We start from the raw sequence: 26,881 nt of genomic DNA on the forward strand, positions 1-26,881 counted from the left end.
AAGTTTCTCTTTTATTATAATATAAACGTAAAATATTGTTAAAAGTTTCACTTATACTTATATCTTGACCTTTTGCTTGAAACATATTATATTTATATATGCGATGAGCTAATTGCGTAAGTCGATTAACAATCCAAATTGGAATGCACGAATGTGGCGTGCAGTTAATCGCCGCAATACGTAAAGGATGCCGTAATTGGCATCCTTTTTTAATTGAAGCATATTTTTCCGATTTAGAAAAATGTCTATCTTTTTGTGATATTAAAATTTTGTTCAACATATGCCCAATTCTGTGGAAAGGGCAAACTTAACTGCCAGTAAGTTGTACCTAAAAGATGATATTGATCAATTAGTTTATATTTCTCAGAATAGCTGCGAATATCGTCAAACCAAACGGTATGCTTTTCCTGCTCAATCCAATAATTATACCAAGGTGTAGCAGCATGTAAATCATAATTGATAACAGCCCCCTTTGAAATGGCCAGATTTTGTGCACCAAGAAGTGAAATTGCATTCGTACTATTGTCAATATTTCTCCAGTCATATCCATATAAAGGAAGTGCCATTTGCAGCTTCTGTGGTTTAATTAAACGGATGGAGTAGCGAATCACCTCCTCCATCCACCAAATTGGTGCTACAGGATTTGGCGGACCAGTTGGATACCCATAATCAATCGTCATTACTGCTACGATATCTGCAGCATCGCTAATAGCCTTATAATCATACGCACCGATTATACGATTCGTTGGAATATCTTCAGTTTTTGCATGGACATTGACATGGAGAATGAATGAGCCTAAAGCTTGTTTTAATTCATGAAGAAATTTCGAGAAATTATTTCTCTGTGGTGGGGGGATAAATTCAAAGTCAATACTAACCCCTCGATATCCTTTTTTCTTAATAAAATTCATGATACTTTTAATTAAGTTTTGCCTGTAAATTGGATTTTCAAGCACTTGGCCAATCAGTTGCGGACTAAATTTTTGATCTGCATAATTCCTTATCATTAAAAGTGGAATGACCTTTAAACGTTTACTTTCTGCAATAATTTGGGTATCATCTAATGTTAAATACGCGAACCCTTCTTTTGTAAATGAGTAAGAAACTACCGCTAAATATGTTAAATTATGTGCAATTTGCTTTAATACAGAGATAAATGAATTTGGATTAAATGGAATGATGAAACCTAATGTTTGCATTGTTAGCTTTTGAGATGAAGGAATATTTATTTTTTGACCAATGTATAGGTTATTTGGATTTATGGATGGATTGGCTAAGAGGATTAAATTTACATTCGTATTGTACTGCTGGGCAATTTTCCAAATAGAATCACCAGGTAATATTATTTTTGATCTTATGGGCAATGTTTGATCAGGGATATAGAGAGCTAAACCAGGTATGATCATACTATTTGGAATTAATCTATTTACATTTATGATTGATTGGGTCGGCACTCCGTAAAGCTGAGATATAGCCCATAAAGAATCCCCTTCTTGGACGATGTGTATCGACATCTGTCCTCACACCTCCCTCTAATAAACCTTAATTTATTTTATGGGGTATTCATCATTAAATAGTACATAAACAAATGAATGAAAAAAGCACTCAAGTAATGAACTGTCCTCCGATTGATAGACAAATGCTAACAATCGGAGGACAGTTCATTTTGAGTGCTCTATCGTGCTTTTTAAGATGACTCTTTAAACTTGCAAACCGTAATTACGACATAATGCAGCTAATCCACCTGAAAAACCGCTGCCAATAGCATTGAATTTCCAATCATTGCCATGACGATAAAGTTCACAAACGACAACAGCAGTTTCGATTGAAAAATCTTCACCTAGATCAAAACGAAGTAATTCTTGTTGATTAGAATTATCCAATAAGCGAACAAATGCGTTTGATACTTGACCAAAGTTTTGTTGACGCATGTCTGAATCATGGATTGTAACAGTTATTCCAATACGATCAACATACGAAGGTATTTTTGTAAAGTCAACGACTAGCTGTTCATCGTCTCCATCCCCTTCACCTGTGCGGTTATCTCCGGAATGTACAATCGCTCCGCTTGGATGTTGAAGATTATTATAAAAAATAAAATCATGATCATTCTGGCATCTGCTATTTGCATCTACTAAAAAAGCTGAGGCATCTAAGTCAAAATCATGTCTGCCTTGATATTTATTCGTATCCCAGCCAAGTCCAATGATTACCTTTGTTAAACCTGGGTTTGTTTTTGTTAAGTCAATTCTTTGTCCCTTTGCCAATTGAATTCCCATTGAAAATCCTCCCATATAAATGTTTATTCAATTGTAAAGCTAGAAAATAATTTTGCCTTTCCTGCTTTTCACTATTATCCGACTTGTAAACCAAAATCCGTAGCAATACGTGCTAATCCACCTTGATAACCAGAACCAACAGCAGAGAATTTCCATTCACCATTATGTCTGTATAATTCGCCGACAATGATCGCTGTTTCAATTGAAAAGTCTTCTCCTAAATCATAACGGATGACTTCTTCATTTGTTTCTTCATTTACAATTCTAACAAAAGCGTTGGAAACTTGACCAAAATTTTGTCCTCGATTTTCACCATCATGAATGGTAATGACGAAAGAAATTTTCTCAATACCAGCAGGAACAGCATTTAAGTTCACTTTTACTTGCTCATCATCGCCGTCCCCTTCACCTGTACGGTTATCACCTGTATGTACGACTGACCCATTTCCGCCTTCAAGCTGATTATAGAAAATAAAATCTTTATCGGAAGCGCATTTTCCAGATGTGTCTAATAGAAAAATACTAGCATCTAAATCAAAAGCCTGGCCCCCGTCATATTTATTGGTATCCCATCCAAGTCCTACTATTACTTTTGATAATCCAGGGTTTGTTTTTGTTAAATCAACCTTTTGCCCTTTTGATAAAGAAATAGCCATTAACAATCATCCCTTCATTTTTTATTAGATCTTCCTATTTCAACAGGAAGGATCATCCAATGTAAAAACTGTTTTTAATTTAATAAAGTTTTCTTTCTATCATAGTGTAACCCTTCCATTAGGAAAGCGTAAACTAATAAGCCTATATTATTTATTTATATTCTACTAAAGAAATATACCCCTGACCACCTTATTTTAATATATATTTACCAGTAATGTAAAAATAAAGTAAAATCATAAGGTGAAACATTTGAAAGGTCTTGATAGATTGTGATATTAAAAAGGAAGGAGACATATGCTCCTTCCTCTTGTTCGCTAACAGGAAAGTTTAAGTTTATTAACGTACTAAAGTGAAGTGTATTATCGATTAAATACCTGCTAATAAGATCGCATAAAGAAAACTCGCCGATTGGCGAGCCTTGGAAAGGCGAAGACAGAGGCGTAGTTGCACTTATACTTAATTCCTAAAATTGGCAACTGCGTCGGATCATCTTCTGCGTTGACAATTTATACTTTCTTAACGTGTAAGAAAAACTAAGGCATTCACCAAAAAGACTTGGTGAACGCCAAGTTTTTCTAATTAAAAAAGTAGTATTAATCCAAAATGACAGGCAATTCGATGATAAATTTTGTACCCTTATTAAGCTCACTTTCAATATTAACTTTTCCATTGTGGCTTTCAATGATATGAAAGCTAACCATTAGCCCAAGTCCATTTCCGTTTTTCTTTGTTGTATAAAAAGGTTCACCTATATTTTTAAGCTTTTCGGGTGGAATTCCTATACCAGTATCTTCTATTGAAATATATACTTGATTGTTCAAAACGATAGTATTTACTATGAGTTCTCCCCCAGCTGGCATCGCATCAATAGCATTTTTAATAAAATTGATAAAAACCTGTTTAAGACGATTTTCATCACAATTTACTAATATCTCGTCAACTTTAGGTTCAAACTGAAAGTCAACATTTTTCTTACTTGCTTCAAGCTCAAACAAAGAAAGCACATTTTTCAAAATTGGAACTACGTTTTTTTCTTCAAGGAGGACCGCTTTCGGTTTAGCAAGCATCATAAAATCTTCAACAATATTATTAAGTCGACTTATTTCATCTAGAATAATATCAAAATATTCTAAGCGCTCATTATTAGTTTCGTCCATTTGCAGGAATTCTGTATATCCTCTTATTGAAGTAAGCGGATTTCGAATTTCATGAGCCACTCCAGCAGCCAGCTGGCCAACTGCGGCTAGCTTATCCTGTCTGTGTAAGATCTGTTCGTTTTTTTTCTTTTCTGTTATGTCATTTCGAATAGCTAAGTATTGATAAGGTTTCCCGTATTCATCTAAAAAAGGAATGATCGTTGTATCGACCCAATAAAAGGTACCATCCTTTGCACGATTCCGAATTTCCCCCTTCCAGACATTCCCCTTCCTAATCGTTATCCAGAGATTTTTGAAAAATTCTTTAGAATGATATCCTGAATTTAGCAATGAATGGGTTTGACCAATAAGCTCATCCCTGCCAAATTTTGAAATTTGACAAAACTTGTCATTCACATTCGTAATCTCGCCATATTCATTTGTGAATGCAACTATTGAGGATTGGTCTAAAGCAAATTTAATATCTCCTACTTCTTTAATTGTGGCCTTCAAATGCGCTTCTGTTGTTTTTAGGGCTGTTATATCTGTTCTAATTGAAACGAATTGATAAGGTTTCCCATCATTATTTAAGAATGGAACAATCGTTGATTCAACCCAATAATATCTTCCATCCTTCGACCGATTGCGAATTTCTCCAGACCAAATGTTCCCGCTTGAAACTGTATTCCATAGGTTTCTAAAAAATTCTTTAGAATGATAGTTAGAATTTAAAATTTGATGCGTTTTTCCAATGATTTCGTCTTTCTCATACTTTGATATTTCAACGAACTTATCATTTACATACGTAATGATACCGTCTGAATTTGTAATTGTGACGATGGCAGATACATCTAGCGCTGTTTCAATATCCTTTAAATAAGTGTCGCTATCAGCTAGTCTTTTTCCAACAACTGTTCTTGAGCCGACAAGTCCGCTTAAAAAAAGAATAGATACAAACAAGACTAAATATATGAGAAACGACCTTGATGAAGCGACTTCGTTTTCAAAACTTGCTCCATAAAAGTCACTGGAAGTGCGTAAAAGCAATAAATACCCTTCTATAATAGCCCCAGTAATAAGGAGTGAACTTATTGGTTTTATCCAAAATTCATTAAATTTTGAAAGAGTTTTTGAGTGGAATAACATCCACAGGGAGATAATAAACGTACCGAAAATGATCAGCGTTGCCAAAATAAATAGTGTTGGATTGAAATGAATGCTCGTCTTCATTGCAAACAAACCAGTAATATGGGTTGACAGTACTGCAATAGTCATAAAAAAACTGCTAATCCAAAGTTGATTACGTTTTAGCTCCTGATCAATAACTCCATAAAAGGCTAACCCCGTAAAGAATATCCCTAATATGAGTGATAATATGGTAAAAGGAATATGAAAATTGCCAGATCCATTAATATTAATTGCCAACATCCCTATAAAATTCATAATCCATATTCCGACTCCAAGAGAAAATGTTCCTCCCCAGAATAGAAATCTCCTATTTCGTTCTGATGATCGGACAAGAGTAAATAAATCTAAACCTGTATAGGAAGCGATAAATGTTAGAATCATCGCGATAAATATTAGCATTGGATTAATCAACTTTAACATGCCAAAAATGATTATTCCCCTCTTTCTCTCTTAGGGTATTTGTAATATCTTTTATGATTGTAATCCAATCCTTCATCTGTTGGAAGTGAAAATCAAAAAAATCTCTTTATAGTGTAAACATTACTATCTGTCAGGCGAAAAAGTGATATATAATAAAAATTTTCAGAAAACATACTACACATTTTACGAATAATTGTGTATACTGTTATATAACAAGGTGGATAAATATATTCTGTATTATAAAAAGGAGTGGGAAAATTGTTGAAAAGTTCAATTGAAGCAATAAAAACACTGCCACGGAAAATTTGTCAAGAATGCGGTCAAAACATGAAGGATCATGTGGAGTCCTATTTAATGGAATGTGACCGATGTCTATCTAAGAAGGTTGAATAATTTATAAACAGGTTTTTTAATAGATTTTTCCAATTGAAATAACATACTAAATTACATTTAAAACGGCACCCTTTTGGATGCCGTTTTTTTTCTTATCTCCTTTTACAAATATCTTTCCAAAAAGTTCATCTCCAAGATAAGAATCTAACTTCCATATTACACTTTTACAAAAAGGAGAAATTTTAAAAAATGTCTATTTTATTTTTTCATTTTTTTGAAAAATATATCCAATTTATAGTCTATCCTGTATAATTTTTAGAAATACAAAATTTAGCAATGCGAATTAAGGAGGAATTCATTTGGTTACAACAGCTGCCATTAGACTTTTACGTTCAGAAGTTCAAGAAGATGCTACGTGGAATCTTAAGGATTTATTTTCAAATGAAGGTGAATGGAAACAAGAAATAAAAGAGATAGAAACTGAAATTGAAACATTTAAATTATATAAAGGTCAGCTCCATACAGGTGCAGACATTTTATATAAATGTCTTTCAGCTCAAGAAAAAATAATGATCAGGTTAATACAAACAGGTACATATGCTAATTTGCTTCAATCAGAAGATGGAACCAATCCAGTTAATCAAGCTAATTCTTCTATAATGGCATCGCTAAGAGCAAAAGCGGGAGCTTCATTATCATTTATTGATTCAGAAATACTTGCTATGCCAGATGGCACAGTTGAAGAATATATTGCTGATGATAATAGATTTGAGCCTTTTTCTATTCAATTGATGGATTTATTAAAGACAAAAAAGCATCAGCTCTCTCCCGAAACAGAGGAAGCTTTAGCAGCACTTGGAGAAATACATGGGGCTCCATATTCGATTTATCAGGCTGGAAAGCTTGCTGATATGCAATTTTCTAATTTTGTTGATGAGAATGACAATGAGTTGCCAAACTCATTCGCTCTTTTCGAGGATCGTTATGAGTTTTCTCCAGATAAAACGATTAGAAGAAATGCATACCAAACTTTTTCAGAATCATTAACACAATATAAAAATACATTTGCAGCTGTATATTCAACTGAGGTTAAAAAACAAGTTTCATTAGCAAAGCTTCGTAAATATGAGTCAGTAACAGATATGCTTTTAGAAGCACAATATGTAACAAAAGAAATGTATTATAATCAGCTAGATATCATTCAAAAGGAACTTGCACCTCATATGCGCAGATTTGCACAGTTAAAGAAGAAAGTTTTAGGACTGGATAAAATGCTATTCTGTGACTTAAAAGCACCATTGGATTCTGAATTTAACCCGCAAACTACGTATACTGAAGCAAGTAGTGTAATATTAGAAGCATTAAAGATCATGGGACCGGAATATTCAGAAATAATGAAAAAAGGGCTAACAGAAAGATGGGTTGATCGAGCAGATAATATCGGTAAAGCAACTGGTGCATTCTGTGCAAGTCCATATGGCTCACATCCATTTATATTAATTACTTGGACAGATACAATGCGTGGTGCATTCGTACTCGCTCATGAGCTTGGGCATGCAGGCCATTTCTATCTTGCTAATAAGAATCAGCGGATCATGAACACTCGTCCTTCCACTTATTTTGTCGAAGCACCGTCAACAATGAATGAATTACTCCTTGGTCAATATTTAATGAACGGTACAGAGGATAAAAGAATGAAACGATGGGTCATTCTTCAGCTTCTAGGAACTTACTACCATAATTTCGTTACCCACTTACTTGAAGGTGAATTCCAACGGAGAATATATACTCTTGCAGAACAAGGTACTCCGCTAACTGCAAAGACATTATGTGAGCAAAAGATGGATACTCTTTCATCCTTCTGGGGAGATGCCGTCGAGCTAGATGAATTTGCTTCACTTACTTGGATGCGCCAGCCTCACTATTATATGGGACTTTATCCTTACACATATTCTGCAGGCTTAACTGCTTCGACTGCAATGATGCAAATGATTAATGAAGAAGGTCAGCCAGCCATTGACCGTTGGCTTGATGTTCTTAAATTTGGCGGTACAAAAAAACCATTAGATCTTTTAAAACACGCAGGAATAGATATGTCAAAGCCAGATGCCATTCGTAAGGCAGTATCTTATGTAGGCACTTTAGTTAACGAACTTGAAAAAAGCTATGAATAATCAAAAGATCTCTCCATTTTTGGGGAGATTTTTTGCAGTTATATCTTTATATTGAAAAATGAATAATAAATACCTTTATATGAAAAGTTATGGATAAAGCTTTGTATAATGTGCTTTATTAAGGAGGGATAAAATGAAAAAATCATTAGAAAATCAAAGAATATCTTTAGCTCATGCGAATAAAGCGCAAAAATTTCCAAATCATAATAACGATCCTGGTGAATCACTAAATGAACATCGTGCAATTGAAACTGCCAATGTCCTTATTAGTGAAAAAGAGCTTGGACAGCAAAATGAAAATTTATAATGAATCTTAAAAGGGGTTGTCCCAAAAGCAAAGGTGCCAGACACCTTATTGGACAACCCTTTTCGAAAATAGTTTTATCAGATAATAGGTTAAGTTCTACTCAATTTGTGGTAATTCCCGTACTTCGACATTTGTTTCATTTCCACATAAAGGACATTTTAAATCGGCAGAAGCAAATTCTTTTCGCATCCAGCCATTGCAGCTTTCATGGCTGCACGCATAGACTTCTGTATTAAGCATAACAACTTCAGGTTTATCATCTTGACCTTTTCTATTGAAAAAAATAGCAAACGCCCCCTTTTTCCTTAGTATGGTCATCTTAGGGAAATTTATCCTTAATGAACTGTTTTCTAAGGTATAAATAAATGATGTTTGGAGGGAATAAATTGGATAAAAATCGAACGATGAAAAGATTTACGGTGGTTGGAACTGATATTGAGAAGGTAAAACTACTCAATAGTCAATCCGGTTTATCCTATAACGAGGTGAAAATGCTGTTAGCTAGTCGAGCAAATAAGAACAAGGACTGACTAATATATCCCGACTATTTCATAGAACTCAAAAAAGAAATCGGTAAGAATGCCGATTTCTTTTCTTTAGCTAATTGGAAAGTTTAAGGTTATTAACGTACTAAAGTAAAGTGTGTGTTCAATTAAATATCTGCTAATAAGATCGCATAGTAAAACTAAGGCATTCGCCAAAAAGGACTTGGCGAATGCCTTAGTTTTACTAATAATCATGCAAGTAAATGCAGTTTTCTTATTTTTAAATTTTAATTCATTTTCACAGTTTAGCGGTTGAAGGTGTTACTGCACTTTCCTTTTCATCCTTCAATAACCAAAAACACAAAAATAAGCCAATTACGCTTAATAAACTAAAAAACAAATATACAGTATAAATGTTAAATTTTTCATAGATGATTCCACCGATGAACGTACAGAACCAATTTCCGACCCCATTACCAAAAGCAGAATATAATGTTATAGCAGTCGCGGTAATATGTACTGGTGTAATATCTCGTATATATTGAAGACCCGCCGGTATGAAAAGACCGATTGAAAAACCTTGAATAATAGCCGTAGAATATATTAACCAAAGACTTGGTTCTGTAAAATATAAAAGCCATCTAACTAAAGAAACTGCACCAGCAAAAGTCGCAACTTGTAATAATCCAAAGCGATGAATCCAATTACCTGCCACTCTCATAAAAGGAATTTCCGACAAAACAGCAATTAAAAAGGCAATCCCAATTCCTGTATAGGTGCCTCCTCTATCTTCTATAAAAAGACCAAAATAATTATTATTTGCAAGATTAGGTCCGAAAACAAGGAATGTAATAGCAAGGAAAATGAGAAACTTTTTATGAACAAGGATTTCTTTTACCCCCGAAAGAAGATTTTGGTTCCTAGAAGAATTTTCAGTGGGCATTTTTATAGCAAGAAAACTTGCTAATAATAACGAAACAAAAAAAGAATAAAATATTACTTTAGGATTCCATTCGGAAAGCCTTCCCATTACAAATACTGCGATTCCAAACCCAAGTGAACCGAATAATCGTATATTGCCATAATTCATTTTTACCTTACTTGTATACTTGATCGATAAACTATCTGATATTGGGATAATGGCACTTTGGAAAATAGCAACCGCGATTGCGATGATAAACAGCCACACATATCCATTAAAAAAGGTGTAGCCCAAGGCGAAAATTCCCGCAATGAAAGTTGTTATAGTAAGAATTTTTATGGGAGCATTCATTTTGTCTGAAACCATTCCCCATAGTGGCTGAAAAAATATCATGACAATTGGATTAATAGACATAATCGTACCAATTTGAACCCCGTTTAAATGTTCAACTTCACTTAAATATACACTTAGTAAAGGATATAAGCTTCCAACACCAAAAAAGGTTAATAAGTAAAAGCCTTGCATTGTCAAAATATTTCTTTTTATATGTTTATCCATTGAAGTATCTCCTTCTATTCTTTCAATTAAGCAAATAATATTGTAGCACTATTTGGAAGCCTTTCGATACACTAAATTTCATAAATAGGGTTAAAAAAAACCTCCAGCGTTTCTGGAGGCCCAATTATTAATTTTTATTTGAGATAAAATTTATTGTTAAACCTTTATCTATTTTTCTAGCAGTAAGTTTTAATGTTATTAGCGTGACACCCATTGATATAATCAAAGTAAACAAAACTGAGATGCTCATTAGTAATGTTTGATTTTCAGCTTTCCATTTAAGGAGAGATACGAGCAGTCCAAAGATTCCAGTCGGGCTTTCCCTTTGTTGAAATAAAACGATAGCATCGGTAGGTATAAGAACTAAAAAGGAAGGTAATGCAGCAATTAGTAAATAGCCAAATGAAAGAAACATTAGCAAAAATGATACCCCTGTTTCCAGCCTATTCTGCGGATTATTAGGATTATATTTTGCGCCGACCGAACCTATCCAAAGCCCTATCCCTGCAATGCCTAAAGACATGATTGCAATGACAGATATTCCAAATACGATTTGGATAGGACTCCAATTTAGTAGGATCCCTCCAACTATTTCTAATAGAGATAAAAACAATATAGGAATAAGCCAATTTATCCAAAATTTACCCAACGCTATAGTCCAGCCGGATAGTGGTAATATACGCAATAGATGAATGGAATATGCTTCTCGACCAATGGAGGAGGAAGCAAATCCACCTGTGAGAAATGTAAACATAAACAAGAAGATCCCTTGAGCCATTAACCAAGAAACATCTGGGTGATTAATGATAAAATTCAGGCTATCCTTGTCGTTGATCATAGAAATAACTGGAAAGAACATAAAGAAAAGAAATGGCAGGAACATTACCCATTCACGCATATCTCTGTGTATGGCTCTCCATTCTTTAATGCCAATTGCAATAATAGGATGGTGGATTTTAACGGCTGTTTTTCCCCTTTTCCGCTTTTTCTTAGGGCGATTGCCTTCATTCAATTTTATCCAGCCTGTTCTAAATCCTTTTTCAACTAAAGCTGATGATAAAGATAGCATGAGTATGACAAGGACTAATAGCATAAGTAACGGAAGAATAAATTCAGATGACCCTAATGAAGCTTCATTTAAGCTTCTGCCGCCCCATTCCATTGGAATCCATTTTGGCATTTGCGGCATTTCACCAAGAACTTCCCCTTCAATCGCATTTTTACTCACTAAATTTGGAAGCTGAAATAGTACATAAACAATTAAACCTGCAATAGCACTCATAGCAGTCATTAATTCCTTTGCCCTATGTACAGGAATTATTTGGATTAGAAGCAAATTTATTAAATAAGCAATACTCATCCCAATTAATGTAATCATTAAGGAAGTGATACATGCAACAGGGAAATAAACAAAGCTAGCCTTACTTACAACCCCAAAAACAGTCAATAATATCAGTGAAAATATCCATAGAAGCCCTGGAATGCCAACAAAGCTTTGCAGAAACTTCACCCAGTAGATACTTCTTGTTTTTATCGGCAAAGTAAATAAAAAAGCTAAATCATTCGTACCATATAGGTTTTTAAACACCTGTGGGACACCAAATAAAATATTAAATGCTAAAAGACCTGAGAATGTAAAGGCAAACAAGTTAGAAAAAGCCTCTCTTGGCATTATCGCTGCCATTGCGCCTACCCCAATACTGAGAATAACGGTGACAAAGATAGCAGCTATTGTAGAAAGCACTACGGCAATTTTTGTACTGTCCGGTGCAGTAAGAAACTGATTTTTCCCCATTTTCCAGAAAAGAAGGAGTAATTTCTTCGTCATTTCTCCACCTTCTCATCATCGTCGGTTAGTTCTTGAAAAGTATCAGTATCCCCGGTTAATTCTAAGAATAAATCTTCAAGTGAAGATTGTGTCTTACCTTCCTTCTGTCTCAATTCATCCATTGTTCCAATGGCAATGATTTCACCATTTTTTATTATGCCCACCCTATCACACATTTGTTCTGCAATTTCAAGTATATGAGTAGACATAAATACTGTCATCCCTTGGCGGCACATAGACTGTAATAAGTTTTTTAATGTTTTTGCTCCTTTTGGATCAAGACCAACTGTTGGCTCATCCAAAAATAATACATCAGGATGGCGAATGAACGCCCCACATAAATTAATCTTTTGCTTCATTCCATGTGAATAGGATTCAATAAGTTCATCTGCTCTACTAGATAGCTCGAAAAGGGAAAGATATCTTTCCATCCTTTCTTCAAATACATCCTGTTCGATTTGAAATACACTTCCAATGAATCTTAAAAACTCTCTCCCGGAAAGCTTCGGATAGAGAATTGGATGGTCTGGAATATAGGCCATTTTCTTTTTTGCTTCAATTGGTGACTTCCAAATCTCTGTTCCAGCGATTCTAATTTCTCCCATTCCGGGTTCAAGGAGACCTGTCATCATTTTAATTGTAGTTGTTTTCCCAGCTCCATTTGGCCCTAAAAAACAAAAAAGCTCTCCTTTTTTAATTTCCAAATTGACATTTTTTACTGCATGAAAGGATCCATAGCTTTTTGAAAGATTTCTCACTGTAATGGAAAGAGGTTTTTCCAATATAAACACCCCAATCAAATCTAGTAATTTTACAATATCATATATATTACGGATTAGCTGGAAAAAGGTTCCTTAATTTCATTTTAATAGATGATGAGTATAAGAAAAACTAAAAAAGGCAAAACCGATATGATTTTGCCACAAAATATATATTTAATTATTTGATTTGATATCAATTAGCAATTCCTTCCTTATCTACACATTCCTTATCAATTTTGCTATTTTCTTTTTTGAGTGAAAGCGGCATTTGAGCCGTAATTTTCAGTGCATCGAATGGGCAATGATCTACACATGCGCCACAGAGACTGCAATCACCAGCCACAACATATTTACTCTCCCTAAAAATACCTGGTTCTAAAATAACTGGATCTGCAAAGCAGACCGAACGGCACTTATCGCACCCTACACATGCATCATGATTAAATTTCACTTTAAACATTCCTGCTTTTCCAATGATTGATAGAATCCACCTAAAGGGCAAAAGTAACGACACCACCCCCGTTTTGAAATAAGCAGTTCGAATAGAATGATAGCCGCAATAATCCAAATGCCAAACCCAAATGTAAAGAGTGCATTCCTCATTGTGAATCCAATAGGTGAAAATAATTCAAACACTGGAACCCCAACTAGAAAAGATAAGAGTAATATAGCAGCTGCAAGATATTTTTTTAAATGTCGATTGTAAATCTTGTCTGGAGCCTTGAAATATTTTCTTAATTTCTCAGTGAACTCTAATAGTGTATTTACTGGACAGACCCAGCTGCAAAATACTCTTCCTTTTAAAACAAAGTAGAAAAGGAAAATAATCAATGCTCCTGATAAATAGGCTAAATTCATCTTTTTTGATGCTAACGTTACTTGTAAGGCAGCATAAGGGTCTGACAGTACAATTCCAAAAAATGTGGATGACCCGAGTGATCCGAAGAAAAAATTATCTCCCTCTACTGCAACAATAAATAACGGTGAGAGAAAAAGAGAGATGATTGAGAACTGAACAATTCTTCGGACCTTTGTCCATTTTCTTGTTGATATAACCTTTTTAATCATCATGCTCATTCCTAACTTAATAGGATTTTCTCAAGAATTAAGGATTTTATATTAATCTTTAATAATAGTTTTATTTGCTTCTTCGATTTCATGTTTAACAGATTTGATTTCTTGATCGGTTTCAGCAACTAGCTCTCTTGTTGATGATTTAAATTCCTTTAGTGTATTACCAACTGCCCTGCCTAGTTCAGGTAGCTTGCTTGGACCAAAAATAATCAAAGCTAATATAAGGATTAGGATTAAACCTGGAATGCCGATATTTGTAAACATATTGATTAACCTCTTTTCAGACTTATATTGTTAGAATGTGAATTCCTTTATGTTCTGAGATGCAGTTTGTAACACAAATTCCACACCCCGTACAGTGATCATCGCTAATCATTGGTTTTCCCTCAATTAATTCAATGGCACCATTTACTGGACATGAACGAAAACAGTAATCGCACATAACCTCTTTGAATGAAATGCAGCTTTTATCAAGAATCGCGGCCTTTCCAATTGATGGATCTTCTAAAAAACATGTTATACTTAGTGCATCAGTTGGGCATACATCTACACATTTTCGGCAAAATGTACACGGGTTCTCATTCGGATTCAAAAAAGGGGTATTTATAAGCTTGGCTCCATCAGTTATAGTGAATAGACTAATAACTTTCTCTGGACAGATATCTTTGCATTTTCCACATCTGCTGCATGAAGTTAAAAACTCTAGTTCATTACGTGCGCCGGGTGGTCTGAAAAAATCTCTTTCCTGCTCAATCTGTGTTCCGATAAAATTACCTAAAAAACCAACAGTTGCTCCCAAATTAATGGAGAGAAACTGCCTTCTGTTTACTTTTCCATTCATTTGTTGCCAACTGCTTCTTGATAAGCAGGTTCCTCTTCAAAATTACTATAAGCCAAACATATTGTAAGAATGCCATTAATTGGTTTAAACGTTTCAGCAATTTCAAAGCTTTTGCTAATGGTTTCTGCTTCTATTGTCAGAACGATCTTGAAATCATCTTCAATATGATGTACTTCAACTCCATCAATTTCTCGTAAAGCTTCTGCCGCTTTATATGCTTCTCCTGGAATCGTTTCAATATAAATACCTGATATTACCATGCTAATCCCCCAGCTTTCCTTTGAATTTTGAGAATTCCCTTATGCTGTAAATTTATTATTCTTTGTCATTAAACGCTGATTTACTATCATTTTGTGTGGCGTGGCATTGCTGACAATTATCTCTAAATATTGTTCCTTTCGTATCCTCATCATAAAAATGGTTTGGTGGTGGAGTTGGAGCCCCTGTTTCTGGAACAGCATGACAGGTCATACAGCTTTCATGATGAAGTTCTGGATTCCAGCGATCAATATGATCAGCTGGCTGCATCGGCGGAGCACCTAGTAAGACCATCGTTGCAGAAGCCTCTCTGCCTTCCTCAGTTAGTTGAGGAACAGTTACAATTTCCTTCGTATCTGCACTTTTTACATCAGTATCTGTTGTTTGTGTTGAATATAATTTTGTAGAGCCAATTGCGACCGAAACGACTAGTATGAACGCAACAACAAATAAAATCTCTTTGCTTCTCATAATTCCACCTCAATCCTTATGCTTTCACGATTTTAACTGCACATTTTTTATAATCAGGCTGCTTAGAAATCGGACAATAGCAATCTAATGTAACAAGATTAATTAATGTTTCTTCAGCAAAGAAAGGTACATATACAAGTCCCTGAGGAGGATTTCCTCTCCCTTTTGTAGTGGCCTTCACTTGAACTTCTCCACGTCTCGAAACTACTTTTACCATATCTCCGTTTTGAATCCCCATCGTTTCTGCGTCCTTTGGATGTATTTCACAGAATGCTTCTGGTACAGCGCGGTGAAGTTCGGGCACACGCCTAGTCATTGAACCGCTGTGCCAGTGCTCGAGTACACGTCCAGTACAAAGCCAGAAAGGATATTCTGCATCAGGTATCTCAGCAGCATCTTCAAACGGACGAAAAATGACGCTTGGTCGATGATCATCAGATTTATAGAAATCAATATCTTTGTATTTTCCTACCTTTCCAAATTCCTCAACACCATATTGGTCAAATCCTTCTTCCTGTTTTCCGTGAACATAACGCCAGTTTGTCTCCACCCATTTTCCATTTACTTCGCGGACTGGCCAGCATATTCCGTGCTGTTTGAAATATTCCTCATATGGAGCCATTTGCTTTGCTTTCATTTTCAGCTTTTTACCCAGCTCCTGAATTTCTTTGTTTTCACTCTCGTGTGGGTTTGTGAAAGAGCGATATTCTGCCCAGAGACGGCTGTTTACTTCATGGCCATCTTCTAACAAGTCGTTTTTATCATAATCCCATATGTTTCCAAACAACACATCAAAAGCAGGTTTATTCCCAATCTTCCTGCCATCAAGCACCCGTTTTGCAACTTGGACAAGTGTCCAAATATCCCATTTCGCTTCACCAGGAGGCTCTGTGCATTTTTCGAAGACAGAGGTACGTCTTTCAGCATTGCCAAATTGACCTTCGCGTTCAACCCACATAGCTGCTGGGAAAACAACATCCGCTAATTCTGTTGATCTTGTTGGGTATACTTCGGATACGACGATAAATCCGTCTAGAACTCCTTTTCCATCGGCATCATTCCCTCTGAACCTGTTTAACTTTGGCATTGTTTGACCCCAGTTATTTGACATGCTCCAAAGGAATTTTACATTTCCTTTTCCTAGCTCTCTAAACATTTTTACGGTATGGAATCCTGGTTTCTCAATTGGATCAAGATATCCAGGGGGCAAATTCCAAATCATTTCCGTATATTTTCTGTGTTCTGGGTTACCTACAACCATATCCGATGGAAGTCTGTGTGAGAACACCCCTACTTCCCTTGCTGTTCCACATGCACTTGGCTGACCTGTCAATGAGAATGGTCCGTTTCCAGGCTTGCTGATTTTTCCTGTTAATAAATGAATATTATATACAAGGTTATTGATCCATGTTCCTCGTGTATGTTGGTTCATTCCCATTGTCCATAGTGACATAATCTTTTTCTCAGGGTCTCCAAACTCTTTAGCCAGTGCTTCAATGTCACCAGTAGGAACTCCGGAAATTTCAGCTGCTTTTTCAAAGGTATAAGTGCTTACACTCTTTTTATATTCTTCAAAGGTGATATTCCAAACTTTATCCGCATCTTTCCCATCCGTTACATCATAATCATCTTTAAAAGAATGACCTAAATTCTCTGTTCCTGCTCTGAACTGGAGGTGTTCATCTACGAATTTTTGATCGTATTTTTTATTTTGAATGAGATAGTTTGCAATAGCATTTGCGATTGCTAAATCTGACTGCGGTCTAAATACTAATACAGAATCTGCTACTTCAGAAGTCCGAGAATGTCTAGTGGTTATGTCGTAGAGTTTAACGCTTGGATTTGCTAGCTTCCTAGCTGTTAAACGTGAAAACAGAACAGGATGCATCTCAGCCATATTAGCACCCCATGTGACAAAAACATCTGCTTCATCTAAATCTTTATAAGAGCCCATTGGTTCATCAGATTGGAAAGTAGACATGAAACCGGTAACTGCACTGGCCATGCAAAGTCTGGCATTCGGATCAATATTATTGCTTAATAATCCAGCTTTCCAAAGTTTAACAGATACATAGCCATCGATAATTGTTTGTTGGCCTGAACCCCAAAATGCAATTGACTTAGGATCCTTTTCATAATTTTCTTTCAATTTTTTCGCTACAAGATCCAGTGCTTCTTCCCAAGATGCTTCTCGAAAACCTTCCATTGTGCCCTTTTTCGACTTGTCTTCACGGATAAGTGGCTTTGTTAAGCGATCTTTCCCGAATAAGATTTTTCCAACATAAAACCCTTTAATACAGTTAAGACCTCTGCTTGAACGATTATCCGGATCTCCTTTTGTCGCAACAACTTTTCCATCCTTGATCTCAACTAGTACGCCACAGCCTGTACCGCAAAATCTGCAAACGGTTGATTTCCACTCATCTGGTTCCGTACTTTCTACTGCTGTAGCGACTTCTGTCCCAGCAGGTTTCGCTTCTTTCTTTTTACAACCAGCAGCAGCCATTGTCATGGAGATTGCGGTTGCTTTTAGTAAGGTTCTTCTAGATAATTCCATAGTTTACTTTCCTCCCTTTAAATGAAGAAACTTTATCTATATATTTAAAGTGGCTAATATGTGAGCTGGATTTATTCAATCACTTGATTTTGCCACTAAAAACCTGTTCTAAAATAACCCTTTAATTTCTCGTGGTTTGACTCTTATCGCGACAGGATCATCAATAACGCATCTCTCTTCACAAATACCGCAGCCTACACATTTTTCTGGATTAATAATGGGAGCGAATACAGCATGTGTTGGGTCATCGGGCTTCACATATATATTTAGCTTAATAGCTTCGTCTATTAAGGGACATTCGCGATAGCAAACCTCGCACCTCATACCTTGGTAGGCTATGCATGCCTTTGTATCAATTACTGCTGTACCCATTTCAACATCGTATACATTATTAATTCCTGATAATGCATCTGTTGGACAAACTTTGACGCAAGGAAAGTCATCACAAAGTCTGCATGGATTATCCCTTGGTTCTATATATGGAGTGCCTATTCCGAAGCCTAAGTTTTCTTTCCCCATCTTGATAGAGTCATAGGGACAGGACTGATTACACTTTCCGCATCTTACACATAGGGCAAGAAATTCATCTTCATCAGCTGCTCCAGGAGGGCGCAGTACTGTTTTATTTCCTGCTCTCATCATGCCAAGAAGTTCATAAGCGGCAAGGCCACCAATAAACAATTTAATATATCCTGTACCCTTCATTGAATTGGCCTCCCTTATTTAAACATCTCATTTCGTTATGTATTTTAAATATCTTTTCTTTATCGTATTATTTACCAAAAAGTAGTTCTGTGATATTTTCCACAGATCACAGAATGTTCAAAAATACTAATAATCGCGTCAATTCTAGCATTTCGCTTCATTCATAAAAGAATTTCGCTTTTAGTTCAAACTCTTGCCATTCTTCTGACAAAATTTAAAAGGTTTAAAATTTACGACCTGATGAAATAATGTCGATTAATGTCAGAATATTTGTTCAACTATTCGTTGATTATCAAATTTTCATAGTGTTAACATAGAATTGTAAGCGTTCACATGCGTACAATCTTCTCATGATTTTCAACATGAAATACATAGAATACAATTTTTAAGGAGGAGTATTATGAGCCAATTAACTGTTAGTTTAAAAGAGAAGGTAGAAAAATTTCTAAATGGTAAGAAACATTTGTATATTAATGGAGAATTTGTTGAAAGCAAGTCTCAGAAGACATTTGAAACTTATAATCCAGCCACTGGTGAGGTTCTCGCTAACGTTTTCGAAGCCGGTCCTGAAGATATTGATCTTGCAGTTCGTGCAGCAAGGAAGGCATTTGATGAAGGACCATGGTCTAAAATGGGATCTGCTAAAAGAAGCCGTCTCATGTACAAACTTGCTGATTTAATGGAAGCGAATAGTGCTGAATTAGCTCAATTAGAAACTTTGGATAATGGAAAGCCAATTCGTGAAACTACGAATGCGGATATTCCTCTAGCTATTGAACATATGCGCTATTATGCAGGCTGGAGTACAAAAATCGTGGGACAAACGATACCTGTGAATGGTCCTTTCTTTAACTATACTCGTCATGAAGCTGTCGGAGTTGTTGGACAAATCATTCCTTGGAACTTCCCTCTCCTTATGGCAATGTGGAAATTAGGAGCAGCCCTTGCAACAGGATGTACTGTTGTTTTAAAACCGGCAGAGCAAACTCCACTATCCGCTCTATTTTTAGCTGAATTAATTCAAGAGGCCGGATTCCCTCCAGGTGTTGTAAATATTGTTCCTGGCTTTGGTGAAACTGCTGGTCAGCCGCTTGTTGATCATCCATTAGTCGACAAAATTGCCTTTACTGGCTCAACTGAAATTGGGAAAATGATAATGGAAAAAGCATCAAAAACATTGAAGCGTGTAACACTCGAATTAGGCGGAAAATCCCCTAATATCATACTTCCTGATGCAGATCTGTCAAGAGCGATCCCAGGTGCCTTAAATGGAGTAATGTTTAATCAGGGGCAAGTTTGCTGTGCTGGTTCACGTGTCTTTATTCAAAAGAAGCAATTTGATAATGTCGTTGCTGATATGGCTGCACATGCGAAAAAGATTAAACAAGGTGCTGGTCTTCATTCTGATACAGAGATTGGGCCGCTTGTATCAATTGAACAGCAAAATCGTGTTTTAGGCTTTATTGAAAAAGGATTAAATGAAGGTGCACAGCTTGTTGTTGGTGGTGAGAAGCCTCAAGAACAAGGGTACTTTGTCTCCCCTACTATTTTTGCTGATGTTAATGACGACATGACGATCGCAAAAGAAGAGATTTTCGGTCCAGTCATTTCTGCTTTACCATATGAAGATCTCGATGAACTCATTAATCGAGCAAATAGCAGCGAGTATGGGCTAGCTGCTGGAGTATGGACTCGTGACATAGCAAACGCTCATTATATTGCCAATAAGCTTCGTGCCGGTACTGTGTGGGTAAATTGTTACAATGCCTTTGATGCTGCATCTCCTTTTGGAGGCTACAAGCAATCCGGAATTGGTCGAGAAATGGGATCATATGCGCTTAACAACTATACCGAAGTGAAAAGCGTCTGGATTTCAATGAAGTAAAATACGATTAATCTTTAGTCAAAGGAAGTATTTATTATTTCCTTTGGCTTTTCTTATTTGATCGCTAAGCCACAAGACGTGGCATTTTGAGCGTGATAAGTTCACATATTATCCATATGATTTTTCATACTTTTTCATTATCCTTATATAGGGAGGGGAAATAATGAAAAAAGTATATATAATATGTGGAATTATTGTTTTTTTAGGAATCTCTGCTGGTATTTCATTTTTTATCGTTCGTGATATGACTTCTAAGATACCGGATGATACCACACTTGTAACTATGAATAATGAGGTATATGATTTTTCTAAATCGAATAAGAAAGTAAAGCTAGTTGAATTTATGTATACTCATTGTCCTGATATTTGTCCGACGACAACGCAAAAAATGAAGCTTTTAAAGAATGATTTAGAAAAAGAGGGAGTATTCGGGAAAGAAGTTGAATTTTTAACCATCAGTATAGACCCTTATCGAGACACACCTGAAGAAATGCTTAAATATATGAATACGTTCGAAATTGAAGATGATGGAAACTGGACTATGCTCACTGGAGATCCAAATAATATTAAGAAAGATCAAGAGGAAATTCGTGAGCTAGCAGAAACTTTTCAATTTCAGTACAGAGACCCTGGCGATGGCTTCTTTGTCCATAGTACTTTTGTTTATTTACTCGATGAAAACAATAAGTTTATTAAGAGATTCCCAATGGGAGAAGATTTTAACAAAGATGATATTTTCAAAAAAATTATGTCAGAAATTTAATTAGTACGTTAATAAACTTAAACATTCCTATAAGCTGAAAAAAAAAAAATCGTTGAACGAATCATCGCTCAACGATTTTTTATTTTTCAGCTTAATTTGTGCTGGTTGATAAGCTCTTGTTTTGAGGAAAAGCGATCAGCATTTTTGATCTCGGCTTTGTAAAGCTAACATTAATCCCTGCTTTTTTTAATCGATTTACTAATTCAACGAGCTGTTTTTTGGCCACAATAAAAACTCCTTTATCCTGCCTGAATGATTTAATTGTACAAGAAAATTATGAAAAAACTATGAACAACTATTTAATATATTGTTGAATTTTTTAAAAATTATTGTTTCAAGAATAAAAATGTTAATCAGTTAAATTCCATAAAGTACTTCTTTATTAATATTCTATCTTTATGAATGATCTCCTGTATTTATTTGATTTTTTTATTAAATAATGATCAAGATTTCTTTAGGAAATAGCGATTTCGAACTGAAAGTGGTATAATTTTATAGATTATGTTTTATGGAGGAATATAAATAAATGATAACTGTTAGTAATGTAGGTCTTCGTTATGGTGATCGCAAACTTTTTGAAGACGTTAATATTAAATTTACACCAGGCAATTGCTACGGTCTAATTGGTGCAAATGGTGCGGGTAAATCAACATTTTTAAAGATTTTATCAGGAGAAATTGAATCACAGACTGGAACTGTTCATTTAGGTCCTGGTGAACGAATGGCAGTATTAAAGCAAAACCACTTTGAATACGAGGATTTCGAAGTATTAAAAGTCGTTATTATGGGTCATGCTCGTTTATATGAGGTCATGCAGGAAAAAGATGCCATCTATATGAAGGCTGATTTTTCAGATGAAGATGGGATGAAAGCTGCTGAGCTTGAAGGTGAATTTGCTGAGCTTAATGGCTGGGAGGCAGAATCTGAAGCGGCTATTCTACTTAAAGGACTTGGTATCGAGGAAGATCTTCATACGAAGAAAATGGCTGACATATCCGGTTCTGAAAAAGTGAAAGTTTTGCTTGCTCAAGCATTGTTTGGAAAACCGGATGTTCTTCTTTTAGATGAGCCGACTAACCACTTGGATATTAAAGCAATCGCGTGGCTGGAAGAGTTTTTAATCAACTTCGAAAACACAGTAATTGTTGTATCCCATGATCGTCATTTCTTAAATAAAGTTTGTACTCATATCGCTGATTTGGATTTTGGTAAAATTCAAATTTATGTCGGTAACTATGATTTCTGGTACGAATCAAGCCAACTTGCTTCTCGTATGGCTTCAGATGCAAATAAGAAAAAAGAAGAAAAAATTAAAGAGCTACAGGCATTTATTGCCCGATTTAGTGCAAATGCATCGAAATCAAAACAAGCAACTTCACGTAAAAAGCTTCTTGATAAGATTTCACTTGATGACATTAAGCCATCTTCAAGACGTTATCCATATGTAGGATTCTCTCCAGAGCGTGAGATTGGAAATGATTTGTTACGTGTTGAAGGAATAAGCAAAACAATTGATGGTGTTAAGGTACTTGATAATGTAAGCTTCATTATGAATAAAGACGATAAGATTGCATTTGTTGGGACAAATGAGATCGCGAAAACAACTCTTTTCAAAATATTAATGGGTGAAATGGAAGCTGACGGCGGATCTTTTAAATGGGGAATAACAACGTCTCAAGCATATTTTCCAAAAGATAATACGGAGTACTTTGAGAACAGTGATTTAAATCTTGTTGACTGGCTTCGCCAATTCTCCCCTAATGATCAAAGCGAGAGCTTCTTAAGAGGCTTCCTTGGAAGAATGCTCTTTTCTGGTGAAGAAGTTTTAAAGAAAGCAAGTGTTCTTTCAGGTGGAGAAAAGGTTCGTTGTATGCTTTCAAAAATGATGTTAAGCGGGGCAAACGTCCTCTTGCTTGATGAGCCTACAAACCATTTAGATTTGGAATCCATCACAGCTTTAAACAATGGTTTAATTAATTATAAAGGATCAATGATCTTTTCTTCCCATGACCATCAGTTTATTCAAACCATTGCAAATCGAATAATTGAACTTACACCAAAAGGCTTTATTGATAAACAAATGTCATATGATGAATATTTAGAGAACGCTGAATTACAAAAACAAATTGCTGAAATGTATAAATAAGTTACGCAGGAAGGGTTCTCCTTCCTGCTATTTTTTTCCTTTTTTATGTATCATGTCATGTATCAGAAGCTAGTAATCCTGTTTCTTCTTTTTATGGCGGGCCGATGAGGAAGTCCTTCCCCCTGTTTCTGTATTCGTTGTACCCTGCCCTTTCACATCCGGAGAGCTTAATCCAGCTTTAGATGGATCTTTTTTTCTTTTTGTCATAAAAAATTCACCTCCATCTTTACTGTCCCTTTTCTCACAATAATTTATTCACGGAAAGCACAGAATAAAAATATGGCTAAAAAGCCATTCTATCAATGGAGGAGGTGTAATGGATGACGAAAAAAATTGCAGTTGAACAGTCGTTAACAAATGTTTCTGATGCACTTCGCGAAAAAGGTTATGATGTTGTTGATTTAAAATCTGCAGCGGATGTAGAAAACTGCTCTGCATGCGTTGTAAGTGGTGTGGATTCGAATTTTATGGGAATGCAAGATGTTTCAACCAAAGCCCCCATTATTGAAGCCAGCGGATTAACAGCAGATGAAGTTTGTCAAGAAGTTGAGCAGCGGATGCAATAAATAAACGAGTATAAAGAAAACTCGCCGATTGGCGAGCCTTGGAAAGGCGAAGACAGAGGCGAAGTTGCACCTACACTTAATTCCTAAAATTGGCAACTACGTCGAATCATCTTCTGCGCTGCCAATTTATACTTTCTTAACGTGTTAGAAAAACTTGGCGTTCGCCAAATCTTTTCCGGCGAATGCCTTAGATTTACTTATGCGATATTTTTAGCAGACATTTTATCGGAATTTCAAATTTTCTATATTAATCTAATTAAATTTAAATTTCTTATTAACCATAAAAGGGACTGTCCCAAAAGCAAAGGTGTCAGGCATCACCGACAATATAGAGAATCATTAAACGAGTGGGATTCTAGATATTGTATATTAGATGGATGCCAGACACCTTATGGGACAATGCCTTTGATCGCAGATTAACGGGCAGTAAGACCCCCATTACAAGGTTGCGAGAGAATCAAAGAAACTCTGTAATGGGGGATCAACTGCCCGTAAAGGCCCGACGACGGACACGATGTCCTAGTCAGGCGAAAGCCACAGGACGTGGCGTTTTGAGCGTGATTGGTTCAACTAACCATCAGTGGGGGATGAAAGCCGACTAAGAACGCCACGTCCTATGGCAACGTCGGCACTAGCACGTCCTGTGCGTCGGAAAACCCCCACTGATGGAAGTTTCACTTTATTTCGTTAGTATGTTTCAAAGATTACCTTTCCTGTTTCTGATAAATCATAATCCCCCATCAAACTAAGCTCATTCCTTATTTCTTCAGAAGATAAAATTTCTTTAATTTTTCGAATGACATCTTCATTCGTTTCATTTTTTAACAGGATTAAATCATACCTTTCCTTAATTAATGGGATAAAATCTACACCAACTATTTTACTTGCCTTTTCAATTCCTACTCCGATGTCAGCTCGATCCCCACCTATAGCCGCAGCGACTGATAAGTGGCTTGTTTCCTCTATCTGATAACCATTTATCTCATTGTAACGCATACCTTGTATGCGTAGCTGTTCATCTAATAGCACTCGTGCACCTGATCCCTTCTCACGATTAATGATCGAGACATCCTCACGATTTAGGTCCTTCCATCCAGTAATATTTTTGGGATTTCCTTTTTGTACATATAGGCCTGCCCATCTTGATAGGAAGTTAATGACGATAAATGGGAAACCAGTTAAGATTTTTTTTACATAAGGGATATTATAAGTGCCTGTATCCCCGTCAAATAAATGGAGGCTTACTAAGTCGCATTGATTATTGTACATAGATATAAGGCTGTTTAAGCTTCCGGTATATAATCGAAGAGGTCTAATGTTTTCTGACTCTTTTTCTAGCTGTTTCGCAAGCAAATCTAGAGCAATATCCTGTCCGCTTATAACAAATGTCCTTGGACTATCATTAACAATGGCTTCACTATTCGCTACCTGCCTTCCTTTATTCTTTTTTCCTTCCTTATAGCTTTCAAGGTCACTTGCATCGACCCTCATTTGCCTGCCTACTCGATATGAGGTTAATTCATTTTTTTTAATTAAATCATAAACAGTTAATTTGGATACCTTTAATAATGAAGCAACTTCTTCTATCGTATACGAAATATTATTGTCAGACATGTGAACTTTCCTCTCTATTTTTATTTATGTGACAAATATTTCTATTATATCTAGTTATATTTAGTTATAATTAGTTAGAATTAGTTATACATAATCATAACTTGAAAGGGAGAAAAATATGAAAACTAGATTTTCCATTATTTTTACGCTTATTTGTATGATTATACTTGGAGGCTGTTCAACAGACAAACCAGCCAGTCAGCCTGATAGTAATACGGATAAGCAGCAAGAATCATCGACAGAGTCATCAGAAACTATTGAGTTGACGATCTCTGCCGCTGCTAGTTTAGAAGATACGTTTAATGAAATAAAACCAATTTTTGAAAAAGAACATAAAAATATTAAGCTTTTATTCAACTTTGGAGGCTCTGGTGCTTTACAGAAGCAAATCATCCAAGGAGCGCCAGTTGATATGTTTTTCTCGGCTGCTGAAGACAAATATGATGAACTTGTCACACAAGGGATTATCGCTGAAAATCAAGGGATGGATATGTTAAAAAATACACTTGTTTTAATCATACCAAAAGATGCGAAGAATTCGATAGAAGGATTTCAAAATCTTGCAGATCTCGGGGACGGAAAACTTGCCCTTGGAACACCTGAAGCTGTACCTGCTGGAAATTACGGCAAACAGACACTTGAACATTTAGGACTTTGGGATAAAGTTCAAGACAATATTGTTTTTGCAAAAGATGTAAGACAAGTGTTAACATATGTAGAAACAGGAAATGTCGCTGCTGGCCTCGTTTATAAAACGGATGCACTTACATCAGATAAAGTTACTGTAGTTTCAGAAGCTGATCCAGAAAGTCATGATCCTATCGTATACCCTGTTGGAATAATTAAAGCAACGAAACATATGGATGAAGCAGAACTTTTTTATCAATTTTTACAAGAAGATGATTCAAAAGATATTTTTGAAAAATATGGTTTTACTGTATTGGAATGATGTA

At 35.7% G+C, this 26,881-nt stretch carries 28 protein-coding genes; 9 read left to right on the forward strand and 19 right to left on the reverse strand.

Going from position 1 to position 26,881, the window contains the following annotated elements:
* Positions 1-245: 245 nt before the first annotated feature.
* The 4 genes from FSZ17_RS11605 to FSZ17_RS11620 all read right to left on the reverse strand — a co-directional run bounded on the left by FSZ17_RS11605 (position 246) and on the right by FSZ17_RS11620 (position 5,659).
* Complete coding sequence (locus FSZ17_RS11605) at positions 246-1,514, reverse strand: glycosyl hydrolase family 18 protein (RefSeq protein ID WP_057770525.1); 1,269 nt, start codon at positions 1,512-1,514, stop codon at positions 246-248.
* Positions 1,515-1,700: 186 nt separating this feature from the next.
* Positions 1,701-2,279: a TerD family protein gene (locus FSZ17_RS11610; protein WP_057770527.1), complete on the reverse strand. Its 579-nt coding sequence runs from the start codon at positions 2,277-2,279 to the stop codon at positions 1,701-1,703.
* A 74-nt stretch (positions 2,280-2,353) separates the two neighbouring features.
* Positions 2,354-2,935: a TerD family protein gene (locus FSZ17_RS11615; RefSeq protein ID WP_057770529.1), complete on the reverse strand. Its 582-nt coding sequence runs from the start codon at positions 2,933-2,935 to the stop codon at positions 2,354-2,356.
* 594 nt (positions 2,936-3,529) lie between these two features.
* Positions 3,530-5,659, reverse strand: coding sequence for a PAS domain-containing protein (locus FSZ17_RS11620; protein WP_228460324.1), 2,130 nt, complete (start codon positions 5,657-5,659; stop codon positions 3,530-3,532).
* Between the two features lie 279 nt (positions 5,660-5,938).
* On the opposite strand from FSZ17_RS11620, the gene yhfH reads away from it, so the two are divergent.
* The 3 genes from yhfH (at position 5,939) to FSZ17_RS23375 (ending at position 8,494) form a co-directional block, all read left to right on the forward strand.
* Positions 5,939-6,073, forward strand: a complete 135-nt coding sequence (gene yhfH / locus FSZ17_RS11625; RefSeq protein WP_082625202.1) for a protein YhfH — start codon at positions 5,939-5,941, stop codon at positions 6,071-6,073.
* A gap of 299 nt (positions 6,074-6,372) precedes the next feature.
* A complete protein-coding gene (gene pepF / locus FSZ17_RS11630) occupies positions 6,373-8,187 on the forward strand; it encodes an oligoendopeptidase F (RefSeq protein WP_057770533.1) in 1,815 nt (604 codons plus the stop codon).
* Positions 8,188-8,320: 133 nt separating this feature from the next.
* Entirely contained in the window at positions 8,321-8,494 is a 174-nt protein-coding gene (locus FSZ17_RS23375) for a hypothetical protein (RefSeq protein ID WP_156416228.1), read from the forward strand.
* Positions 8,495-8,590: 96 nt separating this feature from the next.
* Here the strand turns inward: FSZ17_RS23375 and FSZ17_RS11635 are convergent, their stop codons facing one another.
* On the reverse strand, positions 8,591-8,812 hold the full coding sequence (locus tag FSZ17_RS11635) for a cold-inducible protein YdjO-related protein (protein ID WP_228460325.1): 222 nt from the start codon (positions 8,810-8,812) through the stop codon (positions 8,591-8,593).
* A 68-nt stretch (positions 8,813-8,880) separates the two neighbouring features.
* On the opposite strand from FSZ17_RS11635, the gene FSZ17_RS23380 reads away from it, so the two are divergent.
* Positions 8,881-9,024, forward strand: a complete 144-nt coding sequence (locus FSZ17_RS23380; RefSeq protein ID WP_156416229.1) for a hypothetical protein — start codon at positions 8,881-8,883, stop codon at positions 9,022-9,024.
* A gap of 253 nt (positions 9,025-9,277) precedes the next feature.
* Here FSZ17_RS23380 and FSZ17_RS11640 read toward each other — a convergent pair whose 3' ends face one another.
* The 11 genes from FSZ17_RS11640 to FSZ17_RS11685 all read right to left on the reverse strand — a co-directional run bounded on the left by FSZ17_RS11640 (position 9,278) and on the right by FSZ17_RS11685 (position 18,954).
* Complete coding sequence (locus FSZ17_RS11640; protein ID WP_057770535.1) at positions 9,278-10,459, reverse strand: MFS transporter; 1,182 nt, start codon at positions 10,457-10,459, stop codon at positions 9,278-9,280.
* A 127-nt stretch (positions 10,460-10,586) separates the two neighbouring features.
* Complete coding sequence (locus tag FSZ17_RS11645) at positions 10,587-12,287, reverse strand: putative ABC transporter permease subunit (RefSeq protein ID WP_057770537.1); 1,701 nt, start codon at positions 12,285-12,287, stop codon at positions 10,587-10,589.
* The gene (locus FSZ17_RS11650; protein WP_057770538.1) at positions 12,284-13,069 is read right to left on the reverse strand and encodes an ABC transporter ATP-binding protein; all 786 of its coding nucleotides are present in this window, start codon (positions 13,067-13,069) and stop codon (positions 12,284-12,286) included. The genes FSZ17_RS11645 and FSZ17_RS11650 overlap by 4 nt, the downstream gene beginning before the upstream one ends.
* Before the next feature lie 172 nt (positions 13,070-13,241).
* Complete coding sequence (locus FSZ17_RS23715) at positions 13,242-13,508, reverse strand: 4Fe-4S binding protein (protein ID WP_057770540.1); 267 nt, start codon at positions 13,506-13,508, stop codon at positions 13,242-13,244.
* The gene (locus FSZ17_RS11655) at positions 13,496-14,119 is read right to left on the reverse strand and encodes a 4Fe-4S binding protein (protein ID WP_228460179.1); all 624 of its coding nucleotides are present in this window, start codon (positions 14,117-14,119) and stop codon (positions 13,496-13,498) included. Before FSZ17_RS11655 ends, FSZ17_RS23715 begins: the two co-directional genes overlap by 13 nt.
* A 48-nt stretch (positions 14,120-14,167) precedes the next feature.
* Positions 14,168-14,386, reverse strand: coding sequence for a twin-arginine translocase TatA/TatE family subunit (gene tatA / locus FSZ17_RS11660; RefSeq protein WP_057770544.1), 219 nt, complete (start codon positions 14,384-14,386; stop codon positions 14,168-14,170).
* 22 nt (positions 14,387-14,408) lie between these two features.
* Positions 14,409-14,963, reverse strand: coding sequence for a 4Fe-4S dicluster domain-containing protein (locus FSZ17_RS11665; RefSeq protein WP_057770546.1), 555 nt, complete (start codon positions 14,961-14,963; stop codon positions 14,409-14,411).
* Complete coding sequence (locus tag FSZ17_RS11670; RefSeq protein WP_057770548.1) at positions 14,960-15,223, reverse strand: chaperone NapD; 264 nt, start codon at positions 15,221-15,223, stop codon at positions 14,960-14,962. The genes FSZ17_RS11665 and FSZ17_RS11670 overlap by 4 nt, the downstream gene beginning before the upstream one ends.
* A gap of 55 nt (positions 15,224-15,278) precedes the next feature.
* Positions 15,279-15,692 carry a nitrate reductase cytochrome c-type subunit gene (locus FSZ17_RS11675; RefSeq protein WP_057770550.1) on the reverse strand — a complete coding sequence of 138 codons (414 nt, stop codon included), beginning with the start codon at positions 15,690-15,692 and terminating at the stop codon, positions 15,279-15,281.
* A gap of 16 nt (positions 15,693-15,708) precedes the next feature.
* Positions 15,709-18,249: a nitrate reductase catalytic subunit NapA gene (gene napA, locus FSZ17_RS11680; protein WP_057770553.1), complete on the reverse strand. Its 2,541-nt coding sequence runs from the start codon at positions 18,247-18,249 to the stop codon at positions 15,709-15,711.
* A gap of 108 nt (positions 18,250-18,357) precedes the next feature.
* Positions 18,358-18,954 carry a 4Fe-4S dicluster domain-containing protein gene (locus FSZ17_RS11685; RefSeq protein ID WP_057770555.1) on the reverse strand — a complete coding sequence of 199 codons (597 nt, stop codon included), beginning with the start codon at positions 18,952-18,954 and terminating at the stop codon, positions 18,358-18,360.
* 400 nt (positions 18,955-19,354) lie between these two features.
* On the opposite strand from FSZ17_RS11685, the gene FSZ17_RS11690 reads away from it, so the two are divergent.
* Together FSZ17_RS11690 and FSZ17_RS11695 are read left to right on the forward strand one after the other, a co-directional pair.
* Positions 19,355-20,839, forward strand: a complete 1,485-nt coding sequence (locus FSZ17_RS11690) for an aldehyde dehydrogenase family protein (RefSeq protein WP_057770557.1) — start codon at positions 19,355-19,357, stop codon at positions 20,837-20,839.
* 163 nt (positions 20,840-21,002) lie between these two features.
* Entirely contained in the window at positions 21,003-21,602 is a 600-nt protein-coding gene (locus FSZ17_RS11695) for an SCO family protein (protein ID WP_057770559.1), read from the forward strand.
* A 91-nt stretch (positions 21,603-21,693) separates the two neighbouring features.
* On the opposite strand, the gene FSZ17_RS23920 is transcribed toward FSZ17_RS11695, so the two are convergent.
* The gene (locus FSZ17_RS23920) at positions 21,694-21,828 is read right to left on the reverse strand and encodes a hypothetical protein (RefSeq protein WP_267128879.1); all 135 of its coding nucleotides are present in this window, start codon (positions 21,826-21,828) and stop codon (positions 21,694-21,696) included.
* Between the two features lie 300 nt (positions 21,829-22,128).
* On the opposite strand from FSZ17_RS23920, the gene FSZ17_RS11700 reads away from it, so the two are divergent.
* Positions 22,129-23,748: an ABC-F family ATP-binding cassette domain-containing protein gene (locus tag FSZ17_RS11700; protein ID WP_057770561.1), complete on the forward strand. Its 1,620-nt coding sequence runs from the start codon at positions 22,129-22,131 to the stop codon at positions 23,746-23,748.
* A 69-nt stretch (positions 23,749-23,817) separates the two neighbouring features.
* Here the strand turns inward: FSZ17_RS11700 and FSZ17_RS11705 are convergent, their stop codons facing one another.
* Complete coding sequence (locus tag FSZ17_RS11705; protein ID WP_082625204.1) at positions 23,818-23,955, reverse strand: YuzL family protein; 138 nt, start codon at positions 23,953-23,955, stop codon at positions 23,818-23,820.
* Between the two features lie 113 nt (positions 23,956-24,068).
* Here FSZ17_RS11705 and FSZ17_RS11710 point away from each other — a divergent pair, with 113 nt between their 5' ends.
* Positions 24,069-24,314: a YkuS family protein gene (locus FSZ17_RS11710; RefSeq protein WP_057770563.1), complete on the forward strand. Its 246-nt coding sequence runs from the start codon at positions 24,069-24,071 to the stop codon at positions 24,312-24,314.
* Positions 24,315-25,001: 687 nt separating this feature from the next.
* On the opposite strand, the gene FSZ17_RS11715 is transcribed toward FSZ17_RS11710, so the two are convergent.
* Entirely contained in the window at positions 25,002-25,928 is a 927-nt protein-coding gene (locus FSZ17_RS11715) for a substrate-binding domain-containing protein (RefSeq protein WP_146846448.1), read from the reverse strand.
* A 118-nt stretch (positions 25,929-26,046) separates the two neighbouring features.
* Here FSZ17_RS11715 and modA point away from each other — a divergent pair, with 118 nt between their 5' ends.
* Positions 26,047-26,877: a molybdate ABC transporter substrate-binding protein gene (modA, locus tag FSZ17_RS11720; RefSeq protein ID WP_057770567.1), complete on the forward strand. Its 831-nt coding sequence runs from the start codon at positions 26,047-26,049 to the stop codon at positions 26,875-26,877.
* The last annotated feature ends 4 nt before the right edge of the window (positions 26,878-26,881 follow it).

Source organism: Cytobacillus dafuensis, assembly GCF_007995155.1.
Classification (GTDB): Bacteria; Bacillota; Bacilli; order Bacillales; family Cytobacillaceae; genus Cytobacillus; species Cytobacillus dafuensis.

Bases quoted from the DNA above. Each gene is read 5' to 3' on its own strand.
- FSZ17_RS11605 (WP_057770525.1), bottom strand. From the start codon at position 1,514: ATGTCGATACACATCGTCCAAGAAGGGGATTCTTTATGGGCTATATCT.
- FSZ17_RS11610 (WP_057770527.1), bottom strand. From the start codon at position 2,279: ATGGGAATTCAATTGGCAAAGGGACAAAGAATTGACTTAACAAAAACA.
- FSZ17_RS11615 (WP_057770529.1), bottom strand. From the start codon at position 2,935: ATGGCTATTTCTTTATCAAAAGGGCAAAAGGTTGATTTAACAAAAACA.
- FSZ17_RS11620 (WP_228460324.1), bottom strand. From the start codon at position 5,659: ATGCTAATATTTATCGCGATGATTCTAACATTTATCGCTTCCTATACA.
- FSZ17_RS23375 (WP_156416228.1), top strand. From the start codon at position 8,321: ATGAAAAAATCATTAGAAAATCAAAGAATATCTTTAGCTCATGCGAAT.
- FSZ17_RS11635 (WP_228460325.1), bottom strand. From the start codon at position 8,812: ATGACCATACTAAGGAAAAAGGGGGCGTTTGCTATTTTTTTCAATAGA.
- FSZ17_RS11640 (WP_057770535.1), bottom strand. From the start codon at position 10,459: ATGGATAAACATATAAAAAGAAATATTTTGACAATGCAAGGCTTTTAC.
- FSZ17_RS11645 (WP_057770537.1), bottom strand. From the start codon at position 12,287: ATGACGAAGAAATTACTCCTTCTTTTCTGGAAAATGGGGAAAAATCAG.
- FSZ17_RS23715 (WP_057770540.1), bottom strand. From the start codon at position 13,508: ATGTTTAAAGTGAAATTTAATCATGATGCATGTGTAGGGTGCGATAAG.
- FSZ17_RS11655 (WP_228460179.1), bottom strand. From the start codon at position 14,119: ATGATGATTAAAAAGGTTATATCAACAAGAAAATGGACAAAGGTCCGA.
- tatA (WP_057770544.1), bottom strand. From the start codon at position 14,386: ATGTTTACAAATATCGGCATTCCAGGTTTAATCCTAATCCTTATATTA.
- FSZ17_RS11665 (WP_057770546.1), bottom strand. From the start codon at position 14,963: ATGAATGGAAAAGTAAACAGAAGGCAGTTTCTCTCCATTAATTTGGGA.
- FSZ17_RS11670 (WP_057770548.1), bottom strand. From the start codon at position 15,223: ATGGTAATATCAGGTATTTATATTGAAACGATTCCAGGAGAAGCATAT.
- FSZ17_RS11675 (WP_057770550.1), bottom strand. From the start codon at position 15,692: ATGAGAAGCAAAGAGATTTTATTTGTTGTTGCGTTCATACTAGTCGTT.
- napA (WP_057770553.1), bottom strand. From the start codon at position 18,249: ATGGAATTATCTAGAAGAACCTTACTAAAAGCAACCGCAATCTCCATG.
- FSZ17_RS11685 (WP_057770555.1), bottom strand. From the start codon at position 18,954: ATGAAGGGTACAGGATATATTAAATTGTTTATTGGTGGCCTTGCCGCT.
- FSZ17_RS11690 (WP_057770557.1), top strand. From the start codon at position 19,355: ATGAGCCAATTAACTGTTAGTTTAAAAGAGAAGGTAGAAAAATTTCTA.
- FSZ17_RS11695 (WP_057770559.1), top strand. From the start codon at position 21,003: ATGAAAAAAGTATATATAATATGTGGAATTATTGTTTTTTTAGGAATC.
- FSZ17_RS11700 (WP_057770561.1), top strand. From the start codon at position 22,129: ATGATAACTGTTAGTAATGTAGGTCTTCGTTATGGTGATCGCAAACTT.
- FSZ17_RS11705 (WP_082625204.1), bottom strand. From the start codon at position 23,955: ATGACAAAAAGAAAAAAAGATCCATCTAAAGCTGGATTAAGCTCTCCG.
- FSZ17_RS11710 (WP_057770563.1), top strand. From the start codon at position 24,069: ATGACGAAAAAAATTGCAGTTGAACAGTCGTTAACAAATGTTTCTGAT.
- FSZ17_RS11715 (WP_146846448.1), bottom strand. From the start codon at position 25,928: ATGTCTGACAATAATATTTCGTATACGATAGAAGAAGTTGCTTCATTA.
- modA (WP_057770567.1), top strand. From the start codon at position 26,047: ATGAAAACTAGATTTTCCATTATTTTTACGCTTATTTGTATGATTATA.